Genomic DNA, 25,879 nt, shown 5'->3' with positions numbered 1-25,879 from the left:
TTTCCGACCCGAAAACCGCCGCTAGCTTACCCGGGCGGGCTCGAGGAACATCGCCTCGACCAGATCGCCGCACCATTTGAGCAGGTCGAGGTCGCGTAGGGGCTGCCCGCCCAGCGGCTTGGTCTTGGGCACGGGCACCAGCAGCGTCTCCGCCGCCTGCTTGTATATCGCCTTCTTGTACAGCCGGTCGAGCCGGACCTGCTGCGACTCGCGCAGCCTGGCGGGTCCGAACTTGATGTTCTGGCCCTGCAGCGTGACGTCGGTGAGCCCGGCCGCGCGCGCCCTGATCCGGAACCCGGCCACCTCCAGCAGGTTCTCCACCTCCGCCGGCGGCTTGCCGTAGCGGTCGGTCAGCTCGTCGCGCACCTCGCCGATGTTGGCCGGGGTGACGATGGCCGCGATCCGCTTGTACGCCTCCAGCCGCAGCCGCTCGGAGGTCACGTAGTCGTGCGGGATGTGGGCGTTGATCGGCAGCTCGACCTTGACGTCGTGCTGCTCCTCCTGCACCTCGGCGCCGGTCAGCTTGGCCTTCTGCTCCTGCACGGCCTCGGCCATGAGCCGGACGTACAGGTCGAAGCCCACGCCCGCGATGAAGCCGGACTGCTCGGCGCCCAGCACGTTGCCGGCGCCGCGGATCTCCAGGTCCTTCATGGCGACGTACATGCCGGCGCCCATCTCGGTGTGCTGCGAGATCGTGGCCAGCCGCTCGTGGGCGGTCTCGGTCAGCGGCTTCTCCGGCGGGTAGAGGAAGTAGGCGTAGCCGCGCTCCCTGCCCCGTCCGACGCGCCCGCGCAGCTGGTGCAGCTGCGACAGGCCGTAGTTGTCGGCCCGGTCCACGATCAGCGTGTTGGCGTTGGGCACGTCGAGCCCGGACTCGACGATCGTGGTGGAGACGAGCAGGTCGTACTCGCGTTCCCAGAAACCGACCATGATCTTTTCGAGCTGGTGCTCGTTCATCTGCCCGTGCGCGACCGCGATCCGCGCCTCGGGCACCAGCTCGCGCAGCCGTGCGGCCACCCGGTTGATCGAGGCGACCCGGTTGTGCACGAAGAAGATCTGCCCGTCGCGCATCAGCTCGCGCCGGATCGCGGCCCCGATCTGCTTCTCCTCGTACGGCCCCACGAACGTGAGGATCGGATGCCGCTCCTCGGGCGGCGTGAGGATGGTGGACATCTCGCGGATGCCGGTCAAGCCCATCTCCAGCGTGCGCGGGATCGGCGTGGCGGACATGGCCAGAACGTCGACCTGCGTGCGCAGGTGCTTCATGGCCTCCTTGTGCTCGACGCCGAACCGCTGCTCCTCGTCGATGATGATCAGCCCGAGGTCCTTGAACCTGACCTCGGGGCTGAGCAGCCGGTGGGTGCCGATCACGACGTCGACCGCGCCCGAGCGCAGCCCTTCGAGCGTGCCCTTGACCTCGCCGTCGGTCTGGAACCTGGAGACCGCCCTGATCGCGACGGGAAAGCTGGAGAAGCGCTCGGCGAAGGTGGACATGTGCTGCTGCACCAGCAGCGTCGTGGGCACCAGCACCGCGACCTGCTTGCCGTCCTGCACCGCCTTGAACGCCGCCCGCACCGCGATCTCGGTCTTGCCGTAGCCGACGTCGCCGCAGATCAGCCGGTCCATCGGGACGCCGCGCTCCATGTCGCGCTTGACCTCGTCGATGGCTTCGAGCTGGTCGCCGGTCTCGGCGTAGGGGAAGGCGTCCTCCATCTCGCGCTGCCAGGGCGTGTCCGTGCCGAACGCGTGTCCCGGCGAGGCCATGCGGGCGGAGTAGAGCCTGATCAGCTCGCCGGCGATCTCCTTGACCGCCTTCTTGGCGCGGGACTTGGCCTTGGCCCAGTCGGCGCCGCCCATGCGGTTGAGCGTGGGCGCCTCGCCGCCGACGTAGCGGGTGACCTCGTCGAGCTGGTCGGTCGGCACGTAGAGCCGGTCGCCCTTGGCGTACTCGATGACGAGGTATTCGCGGGTGGCGCCCTGCACCGTGCGCTGCACCATCTCGACGTAGCGGCCGACGCCGTGCTGCTCGTGCACCACGTGGTCGCCGACCTTGAGCTGCAGCGGGTCCACCATGTTGCGGCGGCGCGAGGGCAGCCGGCGCATGTCCTTGGTGGAGGCCTTCTGACCGACCAGGTCGAGGTGGGTGAGCACGGCCAGGCCGGGGGTGATGAAGCCGTGCTCGATCAGGCCGGTCGAGACGTGGACGACCTTCGCCTCGGGCGCCTTGTCCAGGAACTGGTGCAGCCTGGCGGGCACGTCCACGCCCTTGAGCAGCTCGACCATGCGCTCGGCCGGCCCGTGGCCCTCGCTGAGCAGCACGACGGCCTTGTCCTCGGCCAGCCAGCCCTTGATGTCGGCCAGCGCCTTGGCGGTGTCGCCGCGGTAGGCCTCGGAGTCGTGGGCGTCCAGCTCGACGCCGTTGCCGAAGGGCGCGATCGTCCACCACGGCTGCCCGAGCGCGTCGGCGTGGTCACGGATCTCCTCCAGCGAGCGGAACGCGGCCGCGCCGAGGTCGATGGGCGCCTCGCCGCCGGCCGCGGCGTTGATCCAGGAGGCTTCGAGGAACTCCTGCGAGGTGCGGACGAGCTCCTCCGCCCGGCCCCTGATCCGCTCGGGGTCGCAGACGAACACGGCCGACCTGGCCGGCAGGTGGTCGAGCAGCAGGTCCATCTCGCCGGCCAGCACGGGCGCGAACGCCTCCATGCCCTCGACCGGCGTGCCGTCGGCGAGCTGGTCGAGCACCTCGGCCAGCGCCGGATGCTCCTCGGCCAGCGCGCGCGCCCGCTCCCTGACCTCGTCGTTCAGCAGCAGCTCGCGGCAGGGCGGCGCGAACAGGCCGTCCTCGGCCGCTTCGAGGGAGCGCTGGTCGGCCACCTTGAACCAGCGGATCTCCTCCACCGTGTCGCCCCAGAACTCCAGCCGCAGCGGATGCTCCTCGGTCGGCGGGAACACGTCGAGCAGCCCGCCGCGCACGGCCACCTCGCCGCGCTTCTCCACCATGTCCACGCGGTGGTAACCGTTGGTGACCAGGTTGGCGACGACCTCGTCGAGGTCGGCGTCGTCACCGGCGCGCAGCCTGATGGGCTCAAGGTCGCCGAGGCCCTGCACGATCGGCTGCAGCAATGCCCTGACCGGCGCCACGATCACGCTGAGCGGCCCGGCGGCGGTGTCGCCCTTGACCGGGTGGGCCAGCCTGCGCAGCACCGCCAGCCGCTGCCCGACGGTGTCGGAGCGCGGCGAGAGCCGCTCGTGCGGCAGCGTCTCCCAGGCCGGGAACACCGCCACGGAGCCCGGCTCGATGAGGCTGGTCAGCGCGGCGGCGAGGTCTTCCGCCTCCCGCCCGGTCGCGGTGACGGCCAGCACGGTTCGCTGGTCGTGCCCGGCCAGCGCGGCCACGCCGAACGGGCGCAGCGCGGACGGCGCGATCAGCGCGACGTCGCCGCCCTCTTCGAGAGCGGCGGTCAGTTTCGGGTCGGCGCGAACAAGGTCAAGTAGTCCGGAAAGACTCATCAGATACGCCCACAGCCCCACGACGGCAACACGACTACCCCCGGACGGGTCAGGTCGCGGGGGTCTCGTTCCAGACTACTCGCCGCTCCCGACCTCACTCGACCCGATAACCAGGCACGGACGGCCAGCGTACGGTCAGTACGGTAGACGGCTCCTCCGCCCGCCAGGAGTGGTCCACGCCCTTGCCCCAGACCACGTAGTCGCCCGGCTCGGCCAGCAGCACGCTGCGGCCCGGCAGCTCCACCCGGAACCGGCCGCTGATGAGGACGAGCAGGGCCGTGCGCTCCTCGCCGTCGACCCATCGCGCCCGCTCGTCGCCCTGCGGGTGCACGCCCCACTTGATCTCGACGTCGTCACTGTGGCGGGGGTCGCCGGGCGGTTTGAAGTGACCGAGCAGCCAGCCGCGGTCGAGCGCGCCGTCCACACCGGCGTTGCCCACATAGACATGATGGCGCGTCTGCTCGTCGAGGGGATCGCTCACGGGGCAGGACGCTAGCAGGGAAATGCCTTACCGATCCGGCTCGATTGATTACTGTAGGTCACATGTCTGAGGTGCGATCGGTCGCCCAGCGAGGCGACCTCTTCGGTGAACGGGTCCGCGAGCACTGCGCGGGGCGGCCGGACAGGCGGCTCGACGTGCTGGTCGCCGGCTGCGCGCACGATGAGCCCCTGGTGCTCGACCACGTCGAGACGAGGGCGACGGGTGTGGACGAGAACCATCCGGCGATCAGGAGGGTGGTGGCCGAGCGGGCCGACCTGGTGGCGTGGTCGCTCGGCGACCTGCGTTCCGCGCCGCTGCCGCCGCGCGGCTTCGACGTCATCCAGCTGTCGTTCCTGCTGGAGCGCGTCAAGCACGCGGAGCTGGTGTTCGACCGGCTGCTGCTGGCGCTGCGGCCGGGCGGGCTGGTGCTGGTGCGCGTCCGCGACCGCAGGTCGGCCTACGGCCTGCTCGACCGGATCACGCCCTCGTGGCTGCGCCGCCTGCTGTGGCGGGCTCTGGTGCCGCCGGGCACGCCCGGCCCGCTGCCCAAGGTGTACGAGCCGCTGGCGTCGAGCGACGGCCTGCACGCGTTCTGCCTCAGCCGCGGCCTCATGATCACCGACGACGAGCGCGGCACCAGCGGCCCGGCCCGCTCCCGCCGGCTCGGCGCCGCGGCGGTCGCGCTGATGTCACACCTGACCCACAACCGTTACCCCGCCTCTCACGACGAGATCACGATGGTGATCAGAAAGCCCCAGCACCACTTCGCCAGGCTCATCTAGCGGCACACTGCCATGTGTCGGTATGCTCCTTTCCTACCAATTCAATCGGAATAGTTGGGATGTAGGAACCGTGGAGTGGACCCCCGACCCGCGCGAGCTGGCCGACCTCGAACTGCTGCTGTCCGGCGCGTTCGAGCCGCTGACCGGGTTCCTCGGCCACGACGACCTGCACACCGTGCACGAGCGCGGCACCCTCGCCGACGGCACCCGCTGGCCCGCGCCGGTCACCCTGCACCTGCCCGCCGGCGTCTCGCCCGGCGACGAGGTCACCCTGCTCGACCCCGAGGGCCTGCCGCTGGCCGTGCTGACCGTGACCGCCCACGAGCCCGACGGGCTCACCTCGGGGCCGATCAAGGGGCTCGGCACCCCCGAACACGGGCCGTTCGCGCGCCTGCGGCGTACTCCCGCCCAGGTCAGGGAGGAGCTCGGCGGGCGGCCCGCGCTCGCCGTCACCATGCGCGGCCCGCTCGACGACCTCTCCGAGATCGCCGACACCGCCAAGGAGCTCGACGCGGTGATCCTCCTGCTCCCCCTCGCGTACGGCGAGCCCGGCCCCGCCCTCGTCCGCGCCGCCCTGCGCGCCCAGGAGCGCCTGCCCGCCGGCACGCTCGTGGTCCCCGTCCCCCTCGCGCCGCGCGACGAGCCCGAGATCGACCTGGAGCTGCGCGAGCACGTCGCCACCGCCTACGGCGCCGCCGAACACCTGGCCGGCCCCGACCCCGTGCACATCCCCGGCCCGCCTCATCGCCGCGGCCTGGTGGTCTTCTTCACCGGCCTGTCCGGCTCGGGCAAGTCCACGATCGCCCGCGGCCTGCGCGACTCCCTGCTCGAACTGGGCACCCGCACGGTGACCTACCTCGACGGCGACGTGGTGCGCCACCTGCTGTCCAAGGGCCTGACCTTCTCCAAGGCCGACCGCGACCTCAACATCCGCCGCATCGGCTTCGTCGCCGCCGAGACCGCCCGCCACGGCGGCCTGGCCATCTGCGCCCCGATCGCGCCGTACGCGGACACCCGCGAGGAGGTGCGCGAGATGGTCGAGTCGGTCGGGGCCGACTTCCTGCTCGTCCACGTCGCCACGCCGCTGGAGGAGTGCGAGCGGCGCGACCGCAAGGGCCTGTACGCCAAGGCCCGCGCCGGTCTCATCCCCGAGTTCACCGGTGTCTCCGATCCCTACGAGGAGCCCGACGACGCCGACCTGGTGATCGACACCACGCACATCTCGATCGAGGCGGCCGTGTCCCGGGTGCTCGACACCCTCAAGGGCGGAGGGTGGATCCGTTGATCGACTGGGCCCTGATCGGGGGCTCGTTCCTGGTCGCGATCGTGGTCGGGCTGACCGGGATGGGCGGCGGGGCCCTGATGACCCCGATGATGATGCTGTTCTTCAACGTCCCGCCGCTGGCCGCGGTCTCCAGCGACCTCGTGGCCTCGGCCGTGATGAAGCCGGTCGGCGGCGTCGTGCACCTGCGCCGGGGCACGGTGAACCTGCGGCTGGTCGGCTGGCTGTGCGCGGGCTCGGTGCCGGCCGCCTTCTGCGGGGTCTTCCTGGCCAGGGCGTTCGCGGTGACCGACGCGGTCAAGTACGCCCTCGGCGTCGCCCTGCTGCTGGCCGTGGCGGGCATGGCGATCAAGGCGTGGCTCGGCTCCCGCGGCGGGCCCGGCGGCACCGCGACCCCGCACGAGATCTCCGTGCGCCCAATTCCGACCCTACTGGTCGGTATGGTGGGCGGCGTGGTCGTCGGCGTGTCCTCGGTGGGCTCGGGATCCCTGATCATCGTGGCCCTGCTCGTGCTCTACCCGGCGCTCAAGGCCAACCAGCTCGTCGGCACCGACCTGGTGCAGGCCGTGCCGCTGGTCGTCTCCGCCGCGCTCGGCCACCTGCTGTTCGGCGACTTCCGGATGGACCTCACGGTGTCGCTGCTCATCGGCTCGATCCCGGGCGTCTACCTGGGCGCCAGGATCTCCTCACAGGCGCCGGGCGGCCTGATCAGGGCCGTGCTGGCGATCGTCCTGCTCGCCTCCGCGCTCAAGCTCCTCGGCGCGAACGACGCGCTCACGGTCGGGGCGCTGGCGGCGGCGGCGCTGGTGACCGTCATCGGCTGGCGGCTGCGGGTCAGGGCCGCGGCACGGGCGTCGAGCGGAAGTACGGATCTCGAGCCAGCTCGCTGAACGCCCTGTCGGCCCCCTGGTCGGAGTCGAAGCTGGTGTCGCCGCGCGGGGCCTGCGGCGAGTCGAAGTAGAGCAGGGCCTTGATCTGCGGATACCGCTTGATCTGGGTCCGTACGGACTCGAAGAATCTTCGCTTGAACGCCCGGTCGCGCGGCCGCTCGAACACCCCCCACTCCGCCACCATGACGGGCTTGCCGGGGAAGCGCGCCTGCATCCACCGGTAGAAGCCGGGCCACTGCGGATATTCCTTGCGGGTCTTGTTCACGAGGCCGTCGAAGTCCTGGACGCGGTCGTCGGCGTAGGGGTCCATCGCCACCCAGTCGACCACGTCGTCACCGGGGTAGAGGTCCTCGAACCAGGTCTCGGCCGCCCAGTTGGGCGCCCCCATGTACGTCATGACGACGACGGCGTTCCTGACTCCCCCGGCCCGCAGCCGCAGCACGACGTGGCGGAACATGGCGGCGTAGTCGGTGGCCTGCATGCCCGAGCCGGACGACGGGTCGACGTCGTTCTCGGGCTCGTGGTGCAGGGTGAGGAAGAACCGCTCGGGGAAGGTGCGCCGCAGGTGGGCGGCCAGCCGGTCGATCCGGCCGTCGAGGGCCCCGCCGGCGATCTCGGCCCAGGTGCGGTCGAGCGACGGCTTCCAGTTGATCATGAGCAGCCGGGGCCTGGCCGGGTCGCGGGCCAGCCGCACCTCGGCCGGGGTGGGGAACAGCTCGCTGCCCCGGTGGTAGACGTGCAGCACGTCGGCGGCCACGCCCATGCGCGACTCGGCCCCGTGCAGCGCCTGCTCCACCGGCGCGCCGGTGAACACCTCCGGGGCCATCCCCCACCACGCGCCGCACGACGGGATCAGCCTGGAGGTGGCGGTGCAGGCGGGCGAGCCCGCCTCCTTCACCGCGGGCGCCCCGGCCGGCGGCACCGCGCGTGAGCCCTCGGCGCTGGAGCAGGCGGTCAATGCCGCGACCGCGGCCAGAATGACGCCGCGGAATGTTGCGTTTCGCGAAATTCCCCGTAGCTGCAAAGCCTTCCAACCCCTTCGTCGAACGACCCCCGCCTGTCACACCTGAACCTTGCCATGTCATTCCTGGAACTTCAGCCAGTGTGGAAGTCTCTCCAGTTCATAGCCCCCAGGTGACGGTCCAAATTTCCCGATATTTCCATTTATCGGGAGGCTTCTATATGGCCTTTCCGGAGAAAATCTTGAGTATTCAGCCGGGCCGATTACCGGCCCGCCTATAGTGGGCGCTCATGAGCTCCGGCACCGACCTGGACGAGCATCTGTCGCTGCTGCGCAGGCGGTGGCTGCTCCTGGTGGGCTGCGTGGTGGTCGGCGGCACCGCGGGCCTCGCGCTCATGCGGCTCGTGCCGCCCGCCTACACCGCCACCACGCAGGTGCTGGTCATGCCGGTCGGCCCGCAGGAGCAGGCCAACCAGGTGACCAGCCGCCAGCGCGAGGCGCTCAACCTCGACACCGAGGCCCAGGTCGCGCAGTCGGCCGTGGTCGCCGCCAGGGCGGCCAGAGAGCTGGGCCTGGGCGCCGACGTGCTCGAACCGGCCGAGGTCGCCGTGCCGCCCAACTCGGCGGTGCTGTGGATCTCGGTCACCTCCGCCGACCCCACCGCCGCGGCCGAGCGGTCGACGGCGTACGCGCGGGCCTACCTCGCCAACCGGCGCGAGAGCGCGCTGACCTCCATGGCCGAGCAGCAGGAAGCGGTGCTGAGCAAGCTCAAGCAGGTCAACGCCGGCATCGACACGGTGATCAAGCAGCTCGGCGCCCTGCCCAAGGGCGGCGCGGAGCACGCCATCGCCGCGCAGCGCCAGGGCGTGCTCAACCGGCAGGCGGCCAACCTGGCGCTCAAGTACGACGCGCTCAGGACCGTCGCCGTCACCCCCGGCTCCGTCATCAGCCAGGCCGTGCCGCCCGCCGCGCCCAGCTCCCCCAGCCTGCCGCTGCACCTCGGCACCGGGCTGATGGCCGGGCTGCTGATCGGCTCGGCCGCCGCCTACGCCCGCGACCGCCTCGACAAGCGGCTGCGCACCCCCGCCGACGTCGAACGACTCACCGGCCTGCCCGTGCTCAGCGACCTGTCGAGCCCGCGTGAGCACGGCGTGCTGCACGAGCTGGCCGGCGCCGTGGTCTCCGCGTGCCCGGGCAAGCGGCTGCTGGTCAAGGCGCTGCCCACCGACCTGTACGCCTCCGCCCTGGCCGAGCCGCTGTCGGTCAGCGCGCCGCTGATCGTGCTCGACGGCTCCGACGTGCGCGACCTGGCCAGGGCCGACGCCGCCGTCCTGCTGGTGGGCCTCGGCCTGGTGAAGGCCGGCGAGGTCACCGCCGCCGTCGCCCGGCTCGCCCGGCACGACGTGCCCGTCATCGGCGTGGTGACGGCCACCGACGCGGTGCCGTCGTTCGTACCCCTGCTGGAGCCGCGCCCGCACACCCCGCTCGGCAAGCTCGTCGCGACCGGCGAACTGGAGCCGGGGACGGCGGCCGAGACCACCCCCATGCAGGCCCTCCACCACCCGCGGCGGCCGGGTCATCCGACGTGACGGCGGCCGCGTGGCCCATCGCGGCGCTGCTGGTGGGCTACCCGATCTGGTGGGCGCTCGGGTTCGGCGGGCTGTCGGTGATCGTGCTGGCCGGGCCCATGGCGGTGCTGCTGTGGCGGCGCCGCCCGATCAGGGTGCCGCGCGGGTTCGGGCTGTGGGCGCTGCTGCTGGCCGGCTACCTGATCAGCGCGCTGATGCTGGCCGAGACGCCGCCGGGCACGTACGGCGAGCTCGGAGCCGGCCGGATCGTCGGCTACGGCATGCGCCTGGCGCTCTACTGCTCGGTCCTGATCATGGTGCTCTACCTGGGCAACCTCACCGAGCGGGAGCTGCCGCAGCTGCGCCTGGTCCGCCTGCTGGGCGTGCTGTTCGTCACCACGGTCGCGGGCGGGCTGCTCGGCGTGTTCTTCCCCGCCTTCTCCTTCACCTCGCCGCTGGAGCTGGTGCTGCCCGAGTGGATCAGCGGCAACTCGTTCGTCCGCAACCTCATCCATCCCACCGCGGCCCAGACGCAGAAGGTGCTCGGCTTCGCCTCGCCCAGGCCGGAGGCGCCGTACGAGTGGGCCAACGCCTGGGGCAGCAACGCCTCGGTGCTGCTGGTCTGGTTCGTGGTCGGCTGGTGGGTGCACGGCAGGACGCGGCACCGGGTGTTCGTCGCGGTGGTGCTGGCCCTGGCCGCCATCCCCGTCGTGTACTCGCTCAACCGCGGCCTGTGGATCGGGCTCGGCCTGGCCGTGCTGTACGTGATCGTCCGGGTCGGCGGGCGGACCAGGATCGCGCTCTGCGGGGCCGTGCTGGCGGCGGCGCTGGCGTTCACGCTCAGCCCGCTGGCCACCCTGGTCACGCAGCGGCTGGACCGGCCCCACTCCAACGACATCCGCGCCTTCACGGTCACCTCGACGCTCACCGCCGCCGGACACTCGCCCGTCATCGGCTACGGCAACACCCGCAACGCGATGGGCAACCACCGCTCGATCACCACGGGCAAGACCGGCTGGTGCGACACCTGCGGGCATCCGCCGCTCGGCAGCGACGGGCAACTCTGGCTGCTGATCATCACGCAGGGGTTCACGGGGGCGGCCCTCTACGTGGCGTTCTTCCTGGGGGCGATCCGCCGGCACTGGCGCGACCGCAGCCCCGTCGGGCTGGCCGGGGTGCTCGTGATGGGGCTGGTGCTGCTCTACATGTTCGTCTACGACGGCCTGGTCACGCCGCTCAGCCTGTATCTCATCTCGTTCGCCCTCCTGTGGAGGAACTCATGAACGACTCCGCCGTCCGCCTCGGCTATCTGGAGGAGACCGTGCGGCTGCTGTATCCGGGGGGCGGGTCGCCGCGGGCGTACACGCTGCTGCCGCACGCCCGCGTGCCGCGCAGGCTGGCGCCGCGCCGCTGGTGGCACGTGGGGGCGCAGATCGCCGTGCCGGTCGAGGACTCGATCGCCACGTACCTGAGCGAGGTGTTCGAGCGGCCGGTGGAGACCGTGCTGCACGTGCGTCCCGCGCTGCGGGCCAACCGCAAGCCCGTGCTGGAGGCCCGCTCAGGCGGGCGGCGGATCGCGTTCGTCAAGATCGGCGACAGCACGCGGGCCCGCGCGCTGGTCACGGCCGAGGCGGCGGCGCTGCGCCGGCTGAACGGGCTGGCCCTCGACATCGTGGCCGTCCCCGCCGTGCTGCACCACGGCGACTGGCGCGGCCTGTCGGTGCTGGCCCTGTCGCCGCTGCCGGTGCGGCGCGGCCGGGTCCCGGAACGGCTGCTGCTGGACGCGGTCGAGGAGATCGCCGGCACCGGCGGCACCCGCCCGGCCTGGCACGGCGACTTCTCCCCGTGGAACCTCGGCACCTCCCCCGACGGGCGGCTGCTGGTGTGGGACTGGGAGCGGTACGAGATCGGCGTCCCCTACGGCTTCGACGCCGTGCACCACTTCTTCCAGCGGGCGCTGCGCAGGATGGCGCCGCCGGTCGCGGCCCGCGCGTGCGTGGCCCGTTCCGTACGGACGCTCGCGCCTCTTGGACTGGCCGCCGCGGCGGCCAAGCAGACCGCCATGCGTTACCTCATCGCCCTGGCCGACCGGCACGCCGCCGACGGTCACACCCCGCTCGGGCCGCCGGAGTCCTGGCTCAACCCGGCCGTCGACCACGAGGAGCTGCTCACGTGAAGACCATGAAGCGATCGGTGCTGTCACTGTCACTGGCCACCGGCCGGTTCACCTCAGGGGCCCGGCTGCTGCCGTCGTTCCTGATCACGGGCGCGCAGCGGTGCGGCACCACGTCGCTCTACCGGGCCCTGGCCCAGCATCCGCTGCTGCTCAAGCCGGTGCTGCGCAAGGGGGTGCACTACTTCGACGTCGGCTACGGGCAGGGCCTGAACTGGTACCAGTCGCACTTCCCGCTTCGGATGAGCGCGGCCCTGCTCGGCCACCGGTACGGCAGCCGCGCGCACGCCTACGAGTCCTCCCCCTATTACCTGTTCCACCCGCTGGCCGGTGCGCGCATCGCCGCCGACCTGCCCGGCGTCAAGCTGATCGTGCTGGTCCGCGACCCGGTCGAACGGGCCTGCTCCGCCCACGCCCACGAGCTGGCCAGGGGCTTCGAGACGGAGTCGCACTTCGAGCGGGCCCTGGAGCTGGAGCCCGAGCGCCTGGAGGGGGCCGACGACCTGCTCAGGGAGTCGCCGCACGCGCTGCACCACTCCCACCGCCACCACGCCTACCTGGCCAGGGGCCGCTACGCCGACCAGCTCGACCGGCTGGAGCCGCTGATCGGGCACCAGCGCATCCTGGTGCTCGACAGCCACCGCTTCTTCACCGATCCCGAGGCGACCTACGATCGGGTGCTGGAGTTCCTGCGGGTGCCGCACGTGGGTTATCCCGCGTTCGAACGGCACAACGGGCGGCCGCTGCCGCGCCGGGTGCCGAAGGAGCTGGCCAGGTCGCTGCGCGAGCACTTCGAGCCGTACGACGCGCGGCTGACGCGCTGGCTGGGCGGTGAGCCCTCGTGGCGGCGGTGACCTTCCGCAGAGGGCTGGCCGGGGTCAGCGCGGCGGCGTTCAGCGCGCTCGCCCAGTTCGTCCTCGTGGTGGTGGTGACCAGGGCGTACCCGGCGGCCGAGGCGGGCGGGTTCTTCACCGCGACCGCGCTGGCGCTCATGGTGGCGGGCGTCGCCAAGCTGGACGCGGGCAACGGGCTCATCTACTTCATCGCGCGGGCGCGGACGTACGGCTATCGCGGCATCTCCGGCTACCTCAGGGCGGCGCTCGTGCCCTGCGTGCTGGTGGCGGCGGGCGCGGCGGTCGTGCTGTACCCGCGCATCGGGCCGCTGGCGGCGCTGCTGCCCGTCATGGTGGTGGTGGACGTGCTGCTGGCCGCCACCCGGGGGTTCGGCTCGCTGCGGCCCACCGTGCTGCTGGACGGGATGCTGGTGCCGGCCTGCCAGCTCGTGCTGGTGGCCACGGCCGCGCTGGCGGGGGTGGCCGCCACGTGGCTGCCGGTGGCGTGGGGGGCTCCGTACCTGCCCGCGCTGGTGCTGGCGGCGGCCGGGCTGCGCGGGCGGGCGCCGCGTACGGCGTACCTGCCGGGGACGCTCAGGGACCTGTGGCGCTACACCGCGCCCCGGTCGGCGGCCGGCGCCATCCAGGCGGTGTTCCAGCGGGTGGACATCGTGATCGTGGCCGTGCTCGCCGGCCCCGCCTCGGCCGCCGTCTACACGGCCGCGACCCGGTTCAAGGTGGTCGGGCAGCTGGCCAACCAGGGGCTGGCGCAGGCGGTGCAGACCGGGCTGGTCAGGGCGCTGGCCGAGGGCGAGCGGGAGCGGGCCGGGGAGCTGTACCAGGCGGCCACCGTCTGGCTGGTGCTGCTCACCTGGCCGGTGTGGCTGGCCTACGCGGGGCTGGCGCCGTGGGTGCTGCGGCTGTTCGGGCCCTCGTACGGCGCCGCCGTGCCGGTGGCGCTGGTGCTGGCGGGGACGATGATGGTGGCCACCGCGTGCGGGATGGTGGACGTCGTCCTGACCGCCGCCGGACATACCGGCACGAGCCTGCTCAACCTGCTGGCCGCGGTCGGCTGCACCGTGCTGCTCGACCTGACGCTGGTCCCGGCGCACGGGGCGCTCGGCGCGGTGGCGGGCTGGTCCGGAGGCGTGCTGGTGAAGAACCTGCTCCCCCTGTGGCAGCTGCACCGCCGCTACGGGCTGCACCCCTTCGGCCGCCACACCCTCGCGGCCCTGCGCGTACGCGGCTGGGCGGCGGCATGACGGTGCTGGTGACGGGGCTGCCACGCAGCGGGACGAGCTGGACGGGCAAGATGCTCGCCGCCGGAGGCGACCTGGTCTACGTCAACGAGCCGCTCAACCCCCAGCATCCGCCCGGCCGCTGCCCCGGGGTGCTGTCCGCCCAGGTCACGCACCGGTTCCAGTACATCTGCGACGACAACGCGGATGTCTGGCTGCCCGCCTTCCGCGACACCGCGGCCCTGCGTTACCGGTGGCTGGCCGAGCTGCGGGCCAACCGGTCTCCGTACGATCTGGCGCGGCTGCTCCGTTACGGCACCGCGTTCACGCTCGGCCGCCTGGCCGGGCGGCGGGCGCTGCTGGACGACCCGTTCGCGGTGCTGAGCGCCGGGTGGTTCGCGCGGCGGCTGGGCTGCCGGGTGATCGCCCTGGTCCGGGACCCGGTGTCGTTCGTGGCCAGCTGGGAGCGGCTGGGCTGGACGGTGTACTTCCACGAGCTGCTCGAACAGCCGCTGCTCGTCCGCGACCATCCCGAGCTGCTGGAGTTGCGGGCGCTCGTCGGCTCCCAGGACCGGGTGGCCAAGGCGGCGGCGCTGTGGCGGGTGACCACGGGGATCCTGGAGCGCACGCCGGGCGTCCTGCTCACGTCGTACGAGTCGCTGGCCGCCGACCCGCCGGCCGGCTTCCGGCGCCTGTACGCGTACGCGGGGCTGCGCTGGACCCCGGCCGCCGAACGCCGCATCATCCGGGCCTGCTGCCACGAGGCGGGCGACGGCGCGGGTTCCGGGTTCGCCTGGTCGGGTCTGTCGCGCACGGCGTACCGTCCGATGAACTCCCGCCAGGCGCTGGCCGCGGGCCCCCGGGGCCTCACCCCGGACCAGGCGGCCCGCATCCGCGACCTCACGACCACCTGAGCCTTCCGTACTGCTACGGGGAGCTGAGGCGCTCAGGGCGGCGGCGTCTCAACGCCTGGAGACCGCTTCTGAGTCGGGTGCTCAGGCAGCCGGCGAGCAGGCCGGCCGCGAACGGCAGGTCGTCGATCAGGTAGCGGCGCGCCAGCCGCCCCGGCTCGGTGAGGAGCCGGAACGCCCACTCCAGCCCGATCCGGCGCAGCCACTCCGGCGCCCTGGCCACGCTGCCGGCGGCAAAGGCGATGGCCGCCCCGCAGCCCACGAACCACGCCTGCGGCAGCTCCTCCCGCAGGGAGGCGATGAGCCGGTCCTGACGCGGGAAGCCGAGCCCGACGAAGACGATCCTGGGCCGGGCGGCGACCACCTTGCGGCGGGCGCGGGCGATCCCTTCGGGGGTGGCGTCGAAGCGGTAGGGCGGCGCGTCCACCCCGCACACCCGTAACCCGGAGTGTCGCCGCCTGAGCGCCCCCGCCGCCTTCCTGGCCACGCCGGGCGGGCCGCCGAGCAGGTAGACGGGCCAGCCGCGCCGGGCGGCGAGCCCGCTGAGCGACCAGATGAGGTCGGCGCCCGTGACCCGTTCCGGCACCGGTGTGCCCAGCAGCCTGGCGGCCCACACCAGCGGCATCCCGTCGGGGACGACGAGATCGGCGGAGCACACCAGCCGCCGCAGCTGCGGATCGGCGGCGGCCGCGCGGCAGATGTCCACGTTCGGCGTGACGATCCGCCCGCCCCGGCCGGCCTCCAGCGCCGTGGCCACCCGCTCGACCACCTCCGCCTCCGTCAACGCATCCACCCCGACGCCACCCACGACCACCCGCCCACCACCGGATCCCTGTCGCGGCGTGTCGCCTTGGGGCGGGGTCAAATGCCGTGTCCGCGGTTGTGCAGGGCCGAGAGCACCCTGGGCGCGGAGACGAGCCCGGCCGCCACCGCGAGCGCGATCGGGCCGCGCGGTTCGCTGGGGCGGGCCGCGAAGGCGCGGGCGGCCCAGCGGACGGCCGCGCGCCGTCGTCCGAGCGCGGCGTGGCCGAAGGCGAGCTGACCGTAGACCCGCGCCGCGCCGCACGGGTCCACGGCCAGTTCCGGATGCCGGGCGAGCATCCACTCCAGCCCGGCGATACGGTCCGCCCATCGGGCGGCGTAGTGGGACCCGGCCCAGCGCACGAGCACAAGGGGTCGGTCGGCGTGGACGAGCGGCCGCCGCTTGGCGGCGCGTAGGGCCAGGTCCCAGTCTTCGTTCTGTCCGGCGGGGGCGCTCTCGTCGGGCCGGAGCTCGCCACGCCGGAACAGAAAGGTCGATGAGTGCACCATCACCATCCGCGACCGGATCAGGTCGGCCGCGGTCACCACGGAGGCGCCGGCGAGGCGGGGCACCCGATGGCCGCGGTGCTCCACCTCGATGCCGCAACTGGCGAACTCGCCGCCGTCGCGCAGGGCATGGAGCTGGGCGGCGAGCTTGCCGGGCAGCCACACGTCATCGTCATCGCAGAAGGCGATCAGGTCGGTGTCACAGGCGTCGATCCCGGTGTTGCGCGCGCCGGGCAGCCCGGGGGTACGCGTGTTGGCCAGAACGCGCACGGCCTCCCACCCGCCGGCCTGCCCAGCCTCTCGCAAGCCGACTTGCCCGGCCAGTTGCCGGCTCACCTCCCGGGCGCTGACGCCGTCCGCCACCACGACCACGTCGAGCCGCCCGGCGTGCTCCTGGGCGAGCACGGCCGCCACGGCCTCCCGCAGCGGCCCGGGCCGGTCGCCGCGAGTCGGGACGACCACCCCCACCGAGGGCGTCATGCCGCCCCCCGATATCCGTACCGCGCCCTGAGCGGCCAGGTGAGGGCGCTGACCACCCGCCGGTCCGCCGCGGCCAGCCCCGACCGCCACGAGTCGTCGCGGCGCAGCTCGATCCGCCCCACGTGGAAGCGCATCGGGTTGCCCGAGGCGGTGTGGGAGTGGCCGAGCCAGGCGGTGCGTCCGTGCAGGAAGGGCAGCTCGGGTTCGGGCAGCCCGAGCCGGAACGCCAGCGCCCGCAGGGTGTCGGCGGGGGCGGCGAGCAGGTCCTCGTACCGGATCCTGGTCACGCGCGCCCTGCGCATGGGCAGCAGTTCGAGCGCGGCGTTCTGGGCCGTCCAGTGGACGGCGGTGCGGGCCGGGCTCCAGCGGGTCATCGGCCGCCCGTCCTCGGGCCGCCGCACGGTCCTGCTCCAGGAGTGGGCCACCGCGCGCGGGTCGCGCACCACGTGCACGATCTTCAGGTCGACGCCGCCGGCGATCAGGCAGCGGGCCAGCGAGGCGTGCTTGCTGGAGTCGACGACGACCTGAGCGCCGGTCGCGTCGTAGAGCAGCCGGTACGCCCGCACGTATTCGGCCAGGTCGGGATGGCCGATCCGGGGGATTCTGCGGGTGCGGTCGATCCTGGCTCTCAACTTCAGGATCCGTTCTGCCGACCCTCGCGTCCAGCCACCAAAGGCGCGCTCCCCCACGAAGCGCCAAAATGGACACGAAAGGAAGGACGCACCGCACCCGCAGAGCTCTTCCGCGAGGACTCCGCGCTCCCAGAGGTGCACCACCTCGCCGAGCGCCACCACGCCGGGAAGCTCGCCGAGGAGCCTCTCCAGCAGCGTGGTGCCGCTGCGGCCGAGACCGCCCAGGAAGATCACCTGGGCGGGCGTGCGATCTGTCACGGAGCCGGGCCTTCGCGTCGTCAACTACGGAACGCGACGACCCTAGCGCTCAGGGTAATCGTCAGGTATAGAAAACCCTAAAAGATCTACCTCAGCTGGCGTCCATGATCATGCCGGCGCCGACCGTGCCGTTCGTGGACTCGTCCACGAGGATGAAACCGCCGGTCATCCGGTTGCGGGCGTAGTCGTCCACGAACATCGGCTGGGTGACCCGCAGCGACACGCGCCCGATCTCGTTGAGCCCGAGCGAGGTCGCCTCCTCGTCCCTGTGCAGGGTGTTGACGTCGAGCCGGTAGTGCAGGTCACGCACCATGGCACGGGCCGTACGGGTGGTGTGCTTGATCGTCAGCTTCGAGCGCGGCGTCAGCTTGACCCCGTCGGCCATCCAGCAGACCATCGCCTGCAACTCCTGCGCGACCTGGGGCTGGTTGTTGGGCCTGGCTATCATGTCGCCGCGCGAGATGTCGAGGTCGTCCTCGAAGCGCAGCGTCACCGACATGGGCGGGAACGCCTCCTCCACCGGCCCGTCGAAGGTGTCGATGGAGGCGATCCGCGTGGTCAGGCCCGAGGGCAGGTGGACGACCTCGTCGCCGGGCTTGAGCACGCCGCCGGCCACCTGGCCCGCGTAGCCGCGGTAGTCGTGGAAGGCGTGGTCGGTGGCCCGCTGCGGGCGGATCACGTACTGGACGGGGAAGCGCACGTCGACCAGGTTGCGGTCGGAGGCGATGTGCACGTTCTCCAGGTGGTGCAGCAGCGAGGTGCCGAGGTACCAGGGCATGTTCTCCGAACGGGAGACCACGTTGTCGCCGTTGAGCGCGGAGATCGGGATGAAGGTGAGGTCGGTGACGTTCAGCTTGGACGCGAACGCGGTGAACTCCTCCCTGATCTCCTCGAAGCGCTCACGCGAGTAGCCGACCAGGTCCATCTTGTTGACGGCCAGCACGAGGTGCGGGACGCGCAGCAGCGAGGTCAGGAACGCGTGCCTGCGCGACTGCTCCAGAACGCCCTTGCGCGCGTCGATGAGGATGATCGCCAGGTCGGCCGTGGAGGCGCCGGTGACCATGTTCCTCGTGTACTGGATGTGGCCGGGCGTGTCGGCGATGATGAACTTGCGGCGCGGCGTCGCGAAATACCGGTAGGCCACGTCGATCGTGATGCCCTGCTCCCGCTCGGCCCGCAGGCCGTCGGTCAGCAGCGACAGGTCGGTGTATTCGGTGCCCCGGTCGCGCGAGGTGCGTTCGACGGCTTCGAGCTGGTCCTCGAAGATCGCCTTGGAGTCGAAGAGCAACCGTCCGATGAGGGTGGACTTGCCGTCGTCGACGCTTCCCGCCGTGGCAAAGCGAAGGATGTCCATTAGCTGTGACCTTCGTAAGTAGACGCCGTCTGAGCGACTGGTACGGGCGGTTCCATCAGAAGTAGCCCTCGCGTTTCCGGTCCTCCATGGCGGCCTCGGAGGCGCGGTCGTCGGCCCTGGTGGCCCCGCGCTCGGTGATCCGGGTGGCCGCGATCTCCTCGATGATCTCCTCCACCGTGCCGGCGCTGGACTGCACGGCGCCCGTGCAGGTCATGTCGCCCACCGTGCGGTAGCGCACCACCGACTCGAACAGCGCCTCGTCGTCGCCGCGGCGCACGACGTCGGAGTCGGGCAGCAGCATGCCGTCGCGCTCGAAGACCTTGCGGGTGTGGGCGAAGTAGATGGAGGGGATCTCGATGCCCTCGCGCCTGATGTAGTCCCAGACGTCGAGCTCGGTCCAGTTGGACAGCGGGAAGACGCGGATGTGCTCGCCCTTGCGGATGCGGGAGTTGTAGAGGTTCCACAGCTCGGGGCGCTGGTTCTTCGGATCCCACTGCCCGAAGTCGTCGCGGAAGGAGAACACCCGCTCCTTGGCCCTGGCCTTCTCCTCGTCGCGCCGAGCGCCGCCGAACACCGCGTCGAACTCGTGCTCCTCGATCGCGTCGAGCAGCGTGGTGGTCTGCAGGCGGTTGCGCGAGGCGCGCCGCCCGGTGTCCTCCACCACCCGGCCCTGGTCGATGGACTCCTGCACGCTGGCCACGATCAGCCGCGCGCCCAGCTCCGCCGAGCGGCGGTCGCGGAACTCGATGACCTCGTCGAAGTTGTGGCCGGTGTCGACGTGCATGAGCGGGAACGGGATCGGCGCGGGCCAGAAGGCCTTCTCCGCGATGCGGAGCATCACGATCGAGTCCTTGCCTCCGGAGAAGAGCAGACACGGACGCTCGAACTCGGCCGCCACTTCGCGCATGATGTGGATGGCCTCTGCTTCGAGCACGTCGAGCTGCGACGTCGTGTAGTCGCGCTGGAGCATGGGAGCTTTCCTCCGGCGGTTCAGCGGTGCAGGTCCCGGATGCCGGCGAGCAGGGATGTCGCCAGCTCCGGTAGGGAAACCAGGATATCCGGTAGTGATGGGTCGGCTTGGTTGTAGGTCAGCTCGGAGCCGTCGATCCGGCTCGCGTGAACGCCGGCGGCCTGGGCGACGGCGACCGGCGCGGCCGAATCCCACTCGTACTGGCCACCGGCGTGTACGTACGCCTCGACCTCCCCGGTGAGCACGGCCGAGATCTTCGCGCCGGCCGAGCCGATCGGCACGAGGTCGGCCCCGAGCAGGTAGGCCAGCTTGCGCACGAACTCGGGTGGCCTGGTGCGGCTCACGGCGATGCGGAAGCGGCCCTTCTCGAAGGCGGGCGGCTTCGGCGGCTCGGCGGTGGTCAGGGTGCGGCCCTGCGCGGGCAGGGCCACGGCGCCGGCGGCCAGCCTGCCCCGCTCCCACAGCGCCACGTGGACCGCCCAGTCGGCTCTTCCCGCCTGATCGTCCAGCCGCTCGGAGAACTCGCGTGTGCCGTCCAGGGGATCGACGATCCACACCCGGTCGGCGCTCAGCCGGCGCGGGTCGAGCCGCTCCTCGCGGGTGGCCTCCTCCGACAGCACGCTGTCGGAGGGCCGCAGCCGGCCGAGGGACTCCATGAGGTAGACGTGGGAGGCGCGGTCGCCCTCCGCCCGCAGCGCGGCCGGGTCGTCGTAGCCCGTGCGCTCGCGGATCCGCAGCAGCCGCTCGCCCGCCTCGTTCGCCAGATCGGCGGCGAGGGCGTGGTCGTCGCGAATCGTCATCAATATGCTCCTTGCCCGCGGGCGACGGCCGACCAAGTCTTCCACAGGATCTGTAGGTCCAGGGTGAGGGACCAGTTCTCCACGTAACGCAGGTCCAGACGTACGGATTCCTCCCAAGATAGGTCAGATCTCCCACTGACCTGCCACAGCCCGGTCAGCCCAGGGCGTACGAGGAGTCGTCTACGCACGTCGTCACCGTAGCGTGCCACCTCCTCCGGCAGCGGCGGCCGGGGGCCCACGAGCGACATGTGGCCGCGTACCACGTTGAGCAGCTGGGGCAGCTCGTCGAGAGAATGGCGGCGCATCAGCGAGCCGAGCGGGGTGACCCGCGGGTCGTTGCGCAGCTTGAACAGCAGCCCGTCGCGGTCGCTAACCAGGGTCACCTTCTGCTGCTCCGAGCCGCGCCGCATCGTACGGAACTTCACGATCGTGAACAGCCGCCCGTCCCTGCCCACCCGGGTCTGCCGGAACAGCGCCGGCCCCGGGCTGGTCAGGCGCACGGCCGCGGCCAGCCCGGCCAGTGCCGGGGACAGCAGCACCAGCAGGACGGCGGCCACCAGCCGGTCGAAGACGTTCTTGACCAGCTGCCTGACCCCGGCCAGCTCGGGATGATCGACGTGCAGCAGCGGCATGCCGGCGATGGGCCTGATCATGGTGCGCGGCCCGGCCACGTCCATCAGCGCCGGGGCGACGACCAGCTCGGTGCGGGTGCGCTCCAGCCGCCAGGCCAGCCGGCGCAGCGCCTGGCCGTCCATCTCGGGGCAGGCCAGCACGGCCACGGTGTCGGCGTCGTACTGCTCCACCACGATCGGCACGTCGGTGAGGTCGCCCGCGACCGGGACGTCCGCCACCCGCTGGCCGGGGTGCCCGCCGGGCAGGCAGGCGGCCACCACGTCCATGCCGTGGTGGTGTTCGCGGCGGAAGAGCCGGATCAGCTCCTCGATCGAGGACTCGTGACCGGCCGCGACCACCTTGCGCATGCAGGCGCCCGCGGCCCGGCGGCGGTGCAGCGAGCGGCGCAGGGCGTACCTGAGGACGAGGGTGAACAGCGTGACCAGGGGCAGGGCCAGCACGACGTAGCCGCGGGCGACGTCGGTCTTGGTCACGTAGGAGCCGATGGCCGTGCCGGCGACCAGCGCCACGCCGGTCTGCACGATGCGGCGGAACTCCTCGGAGCCGACGCCGAGCATGCGCGGCTCGTACGCCCGGTTGAGCGCCACCGCGCAGCACCACACCCCGGGCAGCACCATGCTGACCAGCAGGTACGGCAGCACATAAGGGGTGATCCCGCCGAACCTGACGGTGAAGGCGGCTCCGGCCCCGATCGCCGCCCCGCACAGGTCTCCCGCCACGGCCATCAGCCGGTAGGAGCGGACCCAGGCGAGCGTGCGCGGCCGGTCTCCCCAGCCGAGTTCATGACCCGTCCTGACGACGGCCATGACGCCATCACCGCGCACGCCTGCCTCCAGGTGACCATTCCCGCACGGACAGTCACAGATCGTAGCCGCCTGGAAGGCCACGAACCAGCGAACGGCTCTATGCGGGGATCAGCGAGGAGGGCCGGATATGTGCAGATCAGCCCGGTGGAAGTCGTTCTGCGTCGTCTCCAGACCGCGGGCCATCAGCGACTCCACCACGTCGGCGGCCCGGTCGACCAGGAAGGGCAGGTCCTTGCGCTCCATGGTGGCGAAGTCTCTGAGCACGAAGGAGGCCGGATCCATCCGGCCGGGCGGGCGCCCGATGCCGAAGCGGACGCGCAGATAGTCGCGGGTGCCGAGGACCTTGGTGATCGACTTGAGGCCGTTGTGGCCGTTGTCGCCGCCGCCCAGCTTGGCCCGCAGCGCGCCGTAGGGCACGTCGAGCTCGTCGTGGACGACGATCAGCCGCTCGGGGCCGATCTTGTAGAAGTCGCAGAGCGCCTTGACGGGGCCGCCGGACAGGTTCATGTACGTCAGGGGCTTGGCCAGGACGGCGGCGCTCGTCTCGCACACCTCGGCCCGGCTCTTGTGCGCCTTCAGCCGCCCGCCGGCCCTCGCGGCCAGCTCGTCCAGCACCATGAAGCCGGCGTTGTGCCGGTTGCCCGCGTATTCGGGCCCTGGGTTACCCAGTCCGGCGATCAACCAGCGGTCCATGCGCTCCCCTCACAGCGGAACGGGACGGCTCGAGTCCGGCCGCCCCGTTCACGAATCGAATCGTCGCTTACTCGCTGTCGGCCTGCGCGGTCTCGCCCTCGGCGGCGCCCTCGGCGGCCTCCTCGGTCTCCTCGGCGGCCTCGATCGGCTTGTTGATGACCTGGAGGATCACGGTCTCGGGGTCGGCGGTCAGCGTGCTGCCCTGCGGCAGGCGCAGGTCGGCGGCGGTGACCACGGTGCCGACCGTGAGGCCCTCGACGTCGACCTCGACGCCGGTCGGGATGTGGGTGGCCTCGGCCTCGACGCCGATGGAGACGAGCTGCTGGTCGAGCAGGCCCTCGGGGTTGACGTCGCCGACCGTGGTGACCGGGATCTCGACCGTGACCTTCTCGCCGCTCCTGACCAGGAGCAGGTCGACGTGCTCGACGAAGCCCTTGATCGGGTCGCGCTGCACGCCCTTGGGCAGCGCGAGCTCGTCCACGCCCTCACCCTTGAGACGGATCAGCACGTTGGGCGTGCGCAGCGCGAGCAGCACCTCGTGGCCCGGCAGGGTCAGGTGCTTGGGGTCGATGCCGTGCCCGTAGAGAACGGCGGGCACCTTGTCTTCGCGGCGGATCTTGCGGGCGGCGCCCTTGCCGAACGCGGTGCGCGGCTCGGCGGCGATGCGAACTTCAGACACGACATCTCCTAGGGATGCGGTAGGCGGCTGGTGCGGCGCTCTCCCTGACCCGCCCTAGCGGGAGGCGTTACGAGCGCAACCTCTCCAGTCTACTGGCTCAGGTGTCGCCCTCGAACAAGCTTGTGACCGAACCGTCCTGGAACACCTCGGTGATCGCGCGGGCGATGAGCGGCGCGATGGACAGTACGGTGAGCTTGTCGAACCTGGCGCTCTCGGGCAGCGGCAGCGTGTTGGTGACGATGACCTCGGAGATGCGGGAGTTCTTCAGCCGGTCGACGGCCGGGTCGGAGAAGACCGCGTGGGTGGCGGCCACGATGACGTTGGTGGCGCCCTGCTCGTAGAGGGCGTCGGCGGCCTTGCAGATGGTGCCGGCGGTGTCGATCATGTCGTCGATGAGGACGCAGGTGCGGCCGCGTACCTTGCCGACGACCTCGCTGACCTTGACCGAGTTGGCCACGTCGAGGTCGCGGCGCTTGTGGATGAACGCCAGCGGCGTGCCCAGTGTGTCGGCCCAGCGCTCCGACAGGCGCACCCGGCCGGTGTCGGGCGAGACGACCGTGGTGTTCTCCAGGTCGAGCTTGTTCTTGAGGTAGCTCTCCAGCACCGGCATGGCGAACAGGTGGTCGACCGGGCCGTCGAAGAAGCCCTGGATCTGGGAGGTGTGCAGGTCGATCGACATGAGCCGGTCGGCGCCCGCGGTCTTGAACAGGTCGGCCATCAGCCGGGCCGTGATGGGCTCGCGGCCGCGGCCCTTCTTGTCCTGGCGGGCGTAGCCGAAGAACGGCATGACCACGGTGATGCGCTTGGCGGAGGCCCGCTTGAGCGCGTCGACCATGATGAGCTGTTCCATGATCCACTTGTTGATCGGCCCGGTGTGGCTCTGGATGACGAACGCGTCGCAGCCGCGTACGGACTCCAGATAGCGGGCGTAGATCTCGCCGTTGGCGAAGTCGATGAGTTTGGTGGGGGTGAGTGAGACGCCGACGTGCTCGGCGACCTCATCGGCCAGCTCTGGGTGGGCCCGGCCGGAGAAGAGCATGAGGTTCTTCTCGCCGGGCTGCTTGATGCTGGTCACTGCTCTTTCTCCTGATCTTGCCCGGCCAGCGCCCGCTCGGCGGCCGCGGCCGACTTCGTGCCCGCGCGCCTGCGCACGACCCACTTCTCGATGTTGCGCTGCCGTGCGCGGGCCACGCCGATGGCGCCCGGGGGGACGTCGTCGGTGATGGTCGAGCCCGCCGCCGTGTAGGCGCCGTCGCCGACGGTCACCGGCGCGACCAGCATGGTGTCGCAGCCGACGAACGCGCCGTCGCGCACGGTGGTGTGATTCTTGTCGACCCCGTCGTAGTTGACGAAGACCGTGGAGGCGCCGATGTTGACGTCGTCGCCGATGGTGGCGTCTCCGGCGTAGGACAGGTGCGGCACCTTGGAGCGCTGGCCGACCTTGGTGTTCTTCATCTCGACGAACGTCCCGGCCTTGGACCGGTGTCCCAGCACGGTGCCGGGGCGCAGGTAGGCGTAGGGACCGACGTTGGCCTCTGGGCCGATCTCGGCGTGGTCGCAGACCGCGTTGCGGACCACGGCGCCCTCCCCGACGAACGTGTCGGTCAGCGTGGTGCCGGGGCCGACCTCGGCGCCGGACTCGATGACCGTGGCGCCGTGGAGCTGGGTGGCGGGGTGGACGACCGCGTCGGGGCCGATCTTCACCCCGACGTCGATCCAGGTGGTGTCGGGGTCGATGATCGTGACGCCGGCCCGCATGTGGGCCTCCAGCAGGCGCCGGTTGAGCACCTTGCGGACGGCGGCCAGCTGCACGCGGTCGTTGACGCCCTCGACCTCGACGAAGTCGGCGGCCACGCAGGCGCCGACCCGGTGGCCGTCGCGGCGCAGGATGGACAGCACGTCGGTGAGGTATTCCTCGCCCTGGGCGTTGTCGGTGGACACGCGCTTGACGGCGTCGGCGAGCAGGAGGCCGTCGAAGGCGTAGATGCCGGAGTTCATCTCCTTGACGGCGCGCTGCTCCGGATCGGCGTCCTTCTCCTCGACGATCTCCAGGACCGCGCCGGCGTCGTCGCGGATGATCCGCCCGTAGCCGGTCGGGTCGGGCACCTCAGCCGTCAGCACGGTGACCGCGTTGCCCTCGGCGGCGTGCCGTTCGAGCAGGCCGGCCAGGGTCTGGGTGCGCAGGAGCGGCACGTCGCCGTAGGTGACGAGGACGGTGCCGGAGATCGTGCCGACCTCTTCGAGCACGGTGCGGACGGCGTGGCCGGTGCCGCGCTGCTCGCGCTGGACGACCGCGCGGGCGTCGGGGCTGTTGGCGGCGAGATGGCCGCCGACCTGCTCAAGGGCGTGGCCGATGACCACGATGAGCCGCTCGGGGTCGAGGTCGCGGGCGGCGGAGAGCATGTGGTCGACCAGTGCTCGGCCGCACACCTCGTGCAGGACTTTCGGGGTCTGGCTCTTCATCCGGGTGCCCTCGCCCGCGGCGAGGACGATCACGGCTGCCGGGCGCGGCACACTCACGGACTGAGGCTCCTGTGGCTGGAAGGATCAGGGCTGTGCGGTACGTCTACCGCACCGCTACCCTCCCGACACCGTGAGGATACCTGGCCTCACCCCGGAGATTTCGCGGGGGGAACA

22 protein-coding genes and 1 pseudogene are annotated in these 25,879 nt (G+C 71.6%); 9 read left to right on the top strand and 14 right to left on the bottom strand.

Annotation, left to right across the window (positions count from 1 at the left end):
- Positions 1–21: 21 nt before the first annotated feature.
- Both mfd and B0I32_RS17940 read right to left on the bottom strand, forming a co-directional pair.
- Positions 22–3,510: a transcription-repair coupling factor gene (mfd, locus tag B0I32_RS17945; protein ID WP_106241018.1), complete on the bottom strand. Its 3,489-nt coding sequence runs from the start codon at positions 3,508–3,510 to the stop codon at positions 22–24.
- Positions 3,511–3,604: 94 nt separating this feature from the next.
- Entirely contained in the window at positions 3,605–3,991 is a 387-nt protein-coding gene (locus B0I32_RS17940; RefSeq protein ID WP_106240496.1) for a cupin domain-containing protein, read from the bottom strand.
- Between the two features lie 62 nt (positions 3,992–4,053).
- Between B0I32_RS17940 and B0I32_RS17935 the strand changes: the two genes are divergently transcribed.
- The 3 genes from B0I32_RS17935 (at position 4,054) to B0I32_RS17925 (ending at position 6,945) form a co-directional block, all read left to right on the top strand.
- Entirely contained in the window at positions 4,054–4,773 is a 720-nt protein-coding gene (locus tag B0I32_RS17935; protein WP_106240493.1) for a methyltransferase domain-containing protein, read from the top strand.
- A 70-nt stretch (positions 4,774–4,843) separates the two neighbouring features.
- A complete protein-coding gene (gene cysC, locus B0I32_RS17930; RefSeq protein ID WP_245955884.1) occupies positions 4,844–6,058 on the top strand; it encodes an adenylyl-sulfate kinase in 1,215 nt (404 codons plus the stop codon).
- The gene (locus B0I32_RS17925; protein ID WP_106240488.1) at positions 6,055–6,945 is read left to right on the top strand and encodes a sulfite exporter TauE/SafE family protein; all 891 of its coding nucleotides are present in this window, start codon (positions 6,055–6,057) and stop codon (positions 6,943–6,945) included. The genes cysC and B0I32_RS17925 overlap by 4 nt, the downstream gene beginning before the upstream one ends.
- Here B0I32_RS17925 and B0I32_RS17920 read toward each other — a convergent pair.
- Positions 6,890–7,903 carry a glycoside hydrolase family 26 protein gene (locus B0I32_RS17920; RefSeq protein ID WP_245955883.1) on the bottom strand — a complete coding sequence of 338 codons (1,014 nt, stop codon included), beginning with the start codon at positions 7,901–7,903 and terminating at the stop codon, positions 6,890–6,892. The two genes, B0I32_RS17925 and B0I32_RS17920, sit on opposite strands and share 56 nt — an antisense overlap.
- A gap of 293 nt (positions 7,904–8,196) precedes the next feature.
- On the opposite strand from B0I32_RS17920, the gene B0I32_RS17915 reads away from it, so the two are divergent.
- The 6 genes from B0I32_RS17915 to B0I32_RS17890 are packed head-to-tail and all read left to right on the top strand — an operon-like array spanning position 8,197 to position 14,632.
- Positions 8,197–9,495: a Wzz/FepE/Etk N-terminal domain-containing protein gene (locus B0I32_RS17915; protein WP_106240485.1), complete on the top strand. Its 1,299-nt coding sequence runs from the start codon at positions 8,197–8,199 to the stop codon at positions 9,493–9,495.
- The gene (locus B0I32_RS17910; RefSeq protein WP_106240483.1) at positions 9,492–10,757 is read left to right on the top strand and encodes a hypothetical protein; all 1,266 of its coding nucleotides are present in this window, start codon (positions 9,492–9,494) and stop codon (positions 10,755–10,757) included. The genes B0I32_RS17915 and B0I32_RS17910 overlap by 4 nt, the downstream gene beginning before the upstream one ends.
- Positions 10,754–11,650, top strand: coding sequence for a hypothetical protein (locus B0I32_RS17905; RefSeq protein ID WP_106240480.1), 897 nt, complete (start codon positions 10,754–10,756; stop codon positions 11,648–11,650). Before B0I32_RS17910 ends, B0I32_RS17905 begins: the two co-directional genes overlap by 4 nt.
- A gap of 5 nt (positions 11,651–11,655) precedes the next feature.
- Positions 11,656–12,501, top strand: a complete 846-nt coding sequence (locus B0I32_RS17900) for a sulfotransferase domain-containing protein (protein ID WP_181307544.1) — start codon at positions 11,656–11,658, stop codon at positions 12,499–12,501.
- Complete coding sequence (locus B0I32_RS17895; RefSeq protein WP_106240474.1) at positions 12,489–13,742, top strand: lipopolysaccharide biosynthesis protein; 1,254 nt, start codon at positions 12,489–12,491, stop codon at positions 13,740–13,742. The genes B0I32_RS17900 and B0I32_RS17895 overlap by 13 nt, the downstream gene beginning before the upstream one ends.
- On the top strand, positions 13,739–14,632 hold the full coding sequence (locus B0I32_RS17890; RefSeq protein ID WP_106240471.1) for a sulfotransferase: 894 nt from the start codon (positions 13,739–13,741) through the stop codon (positions 14,630–14,632). The genes B0I32_RS17895 and B0I32_RS17890 overlap by 4 nt, the downstream gene beginning before the upstream one ends.
- A gap of 13 nt (positions 14,633–14,645) precedes the next feature.
- Here B0I32_RS17890 and B0I32_RS17885 read toward each other — a convergent pair whose 3' ends face one another.
- The 11 genes and pseudogenes from B0I32_RS17885 to glmU all read right to left on the bottom strand — a co-directional run bounded on the left by B0I32_RS17885 (position 14,646) and on the right by glmU (position 25,762).
- Positions 14,646–15,422 carry a WecB/TagA/CpsF family glycosyltransferase gene (locus B0I32_RS17885; protein WP_245955882.1) on the bottom strand — a complete coding sequence of 259 codons (777 nt, stop codon included), beginning with the start codon at positions 15,420–15,422 and terminating at the stop codon, positions 14,646–14,648.
- 68 nt (positions 15,423–15,490) lie between these two features.
- On the bottom strand, positions 15,491–16,417 hold the full coding sequence (locus B0I32_RS17880) for a glycosyltransferase family 2 protein (protein WP_106240466.1): 927 nt from the start codon (positions 16,415–16,417) through the stop codon (positions 15,491–15,493).
- A complete protein-coding gene (locus B0I32_RS17875) occupies positions 16,414–17,307 on the bottom strand; it encodes a sulfotransferase family protein (RefSeq protein WP_245955881.1) in 894 nt (297 codons plus the stop codon). Before B0I32_RS17875 ends, B0I32_RS17880 begins: the two co-directional genes overlap by 4 nt.
- Before the next feature lie 91 nt (positions 17,308–17,398).
- Positions 17,399–18,769 (bottom strand): annotated as a pseudogene (gene cysN / locus B0I32_RS17870) (sulfate adenylyltransferase subunit CysN); the annotation flags it as partial.
- Positions 18,717–19,631 carry a sulfate adenylyltransferase subunit CysD gene (gene cysD / locus B0I32_RS17865; RefSeq protein ID WP_106240460.1) on the bottom strand — a complete coding sequence of 305 codons (915 nt, stop codon included), beginning with the start codon at positions 19,629–19,631 and terminating at the stop codon, positions 18,717–18,719. The pseudogene cysN and the gene cysD, both read right to left, overlap by 53 nt.
- Positions 19,632–19,651: 20 nt before the next feature.
- Complete coding sequence (locus B0I32_RS17860) at positions 19,652–20,431, bottom strand: 3'(2'),5'-bisphosphate nucleotidase CysQ (RefSeq protein WP_181307509.1); 780 nt, start codon at positions 20,429–20,431, stop codon at positions 19,652–19,654.
- The gene (locus B0I32_RS17855) at positions 20,431–21,870 is read right to left on the bottom strand and encodes a sugar transferase (protein WP_106240456.1); all 1,440 of its coding nucleotides are present in this window, start codon (positions 21,868–21,870) and stop codon (positions 20,431–20,433) included. The genes B0I32_RS17860 and B0I32_RS17855 overlap by 1 nt, the downstream gene beginning before the upstream one ends.
- Before the next feature lie 108 nt (positions 21,871–21,978).
- Positions 21,979–22,563 (bottom strand): aminoacyl-tRNA hydrolase, encoded by a 585-nt coding sequence (gene pth, locus B0I32_RS17850; protein ID WP_106240454.1) that lies wholly within the window; start codon positions 22,561–22,563, stop codon positions 21,979–21,981.
- A 67-nt stretch (positions 22,564–22,630) separates the two neighbouring features.
- Positions 22,631–23,242 (bottom strand): 50S ribosomal protein L25/general stress protein Ctc, encoded by a 612-nt coding sequence (locus tag B0I32_RS17845; RefSeq protein ID WP_106240452.1) that lies wholly within the window; start codon positions 23,240–23,242, stop codon positions 22,631–22,633.
- Between the two features lie 97 nt (positions 23,243–23,339).
- A complete protein-coding gene (locus tag B0I32_RS17840; protein WP_106240449.1) occupies positions 23,340–24,317 on the bottom strand; it encodes a ribose-phosphate diphosphokinase in 978 nt (325 codons plus the stop codon).
- Positions 24,314–25,762, bottom strand: a complete 1,449-nt coding sequence (gene glmU / locus B0I32_RS17835) for a bifunctional UDP-N-acetylglucosamine diphosphorylase/glucosamine-1-phosphate N-acetyltransferase GlmU (RefSeq protein WP_106240447.1) — start codon at positions 25,760–25,762, stop codon at positions 24,314–24,316. Before glmU ends, B0I32_RS17840 begins: the two co-directional genes overlap by 4 nt.
- Between the last annotated feature and the right edge of the window lie 117 nt (positions 25,763–25,879).

It is taken from the genome of Nonomuraea fuscirosea (assembly GCF_003001935.1).
In the GTDB taxonomy this organism is placed as follows: domain Bacteria; phylum Actinomycetota; class Actinomycetes; order Streptosporangiales; family Streptosporangiaceae; genus Nonomuraea; species Nonomuraea fuscirosea.
Note: the sequence above shows the minus strand (reverse complement) of the source record. Positions and strands in the feature narration are given on the sequence as shown.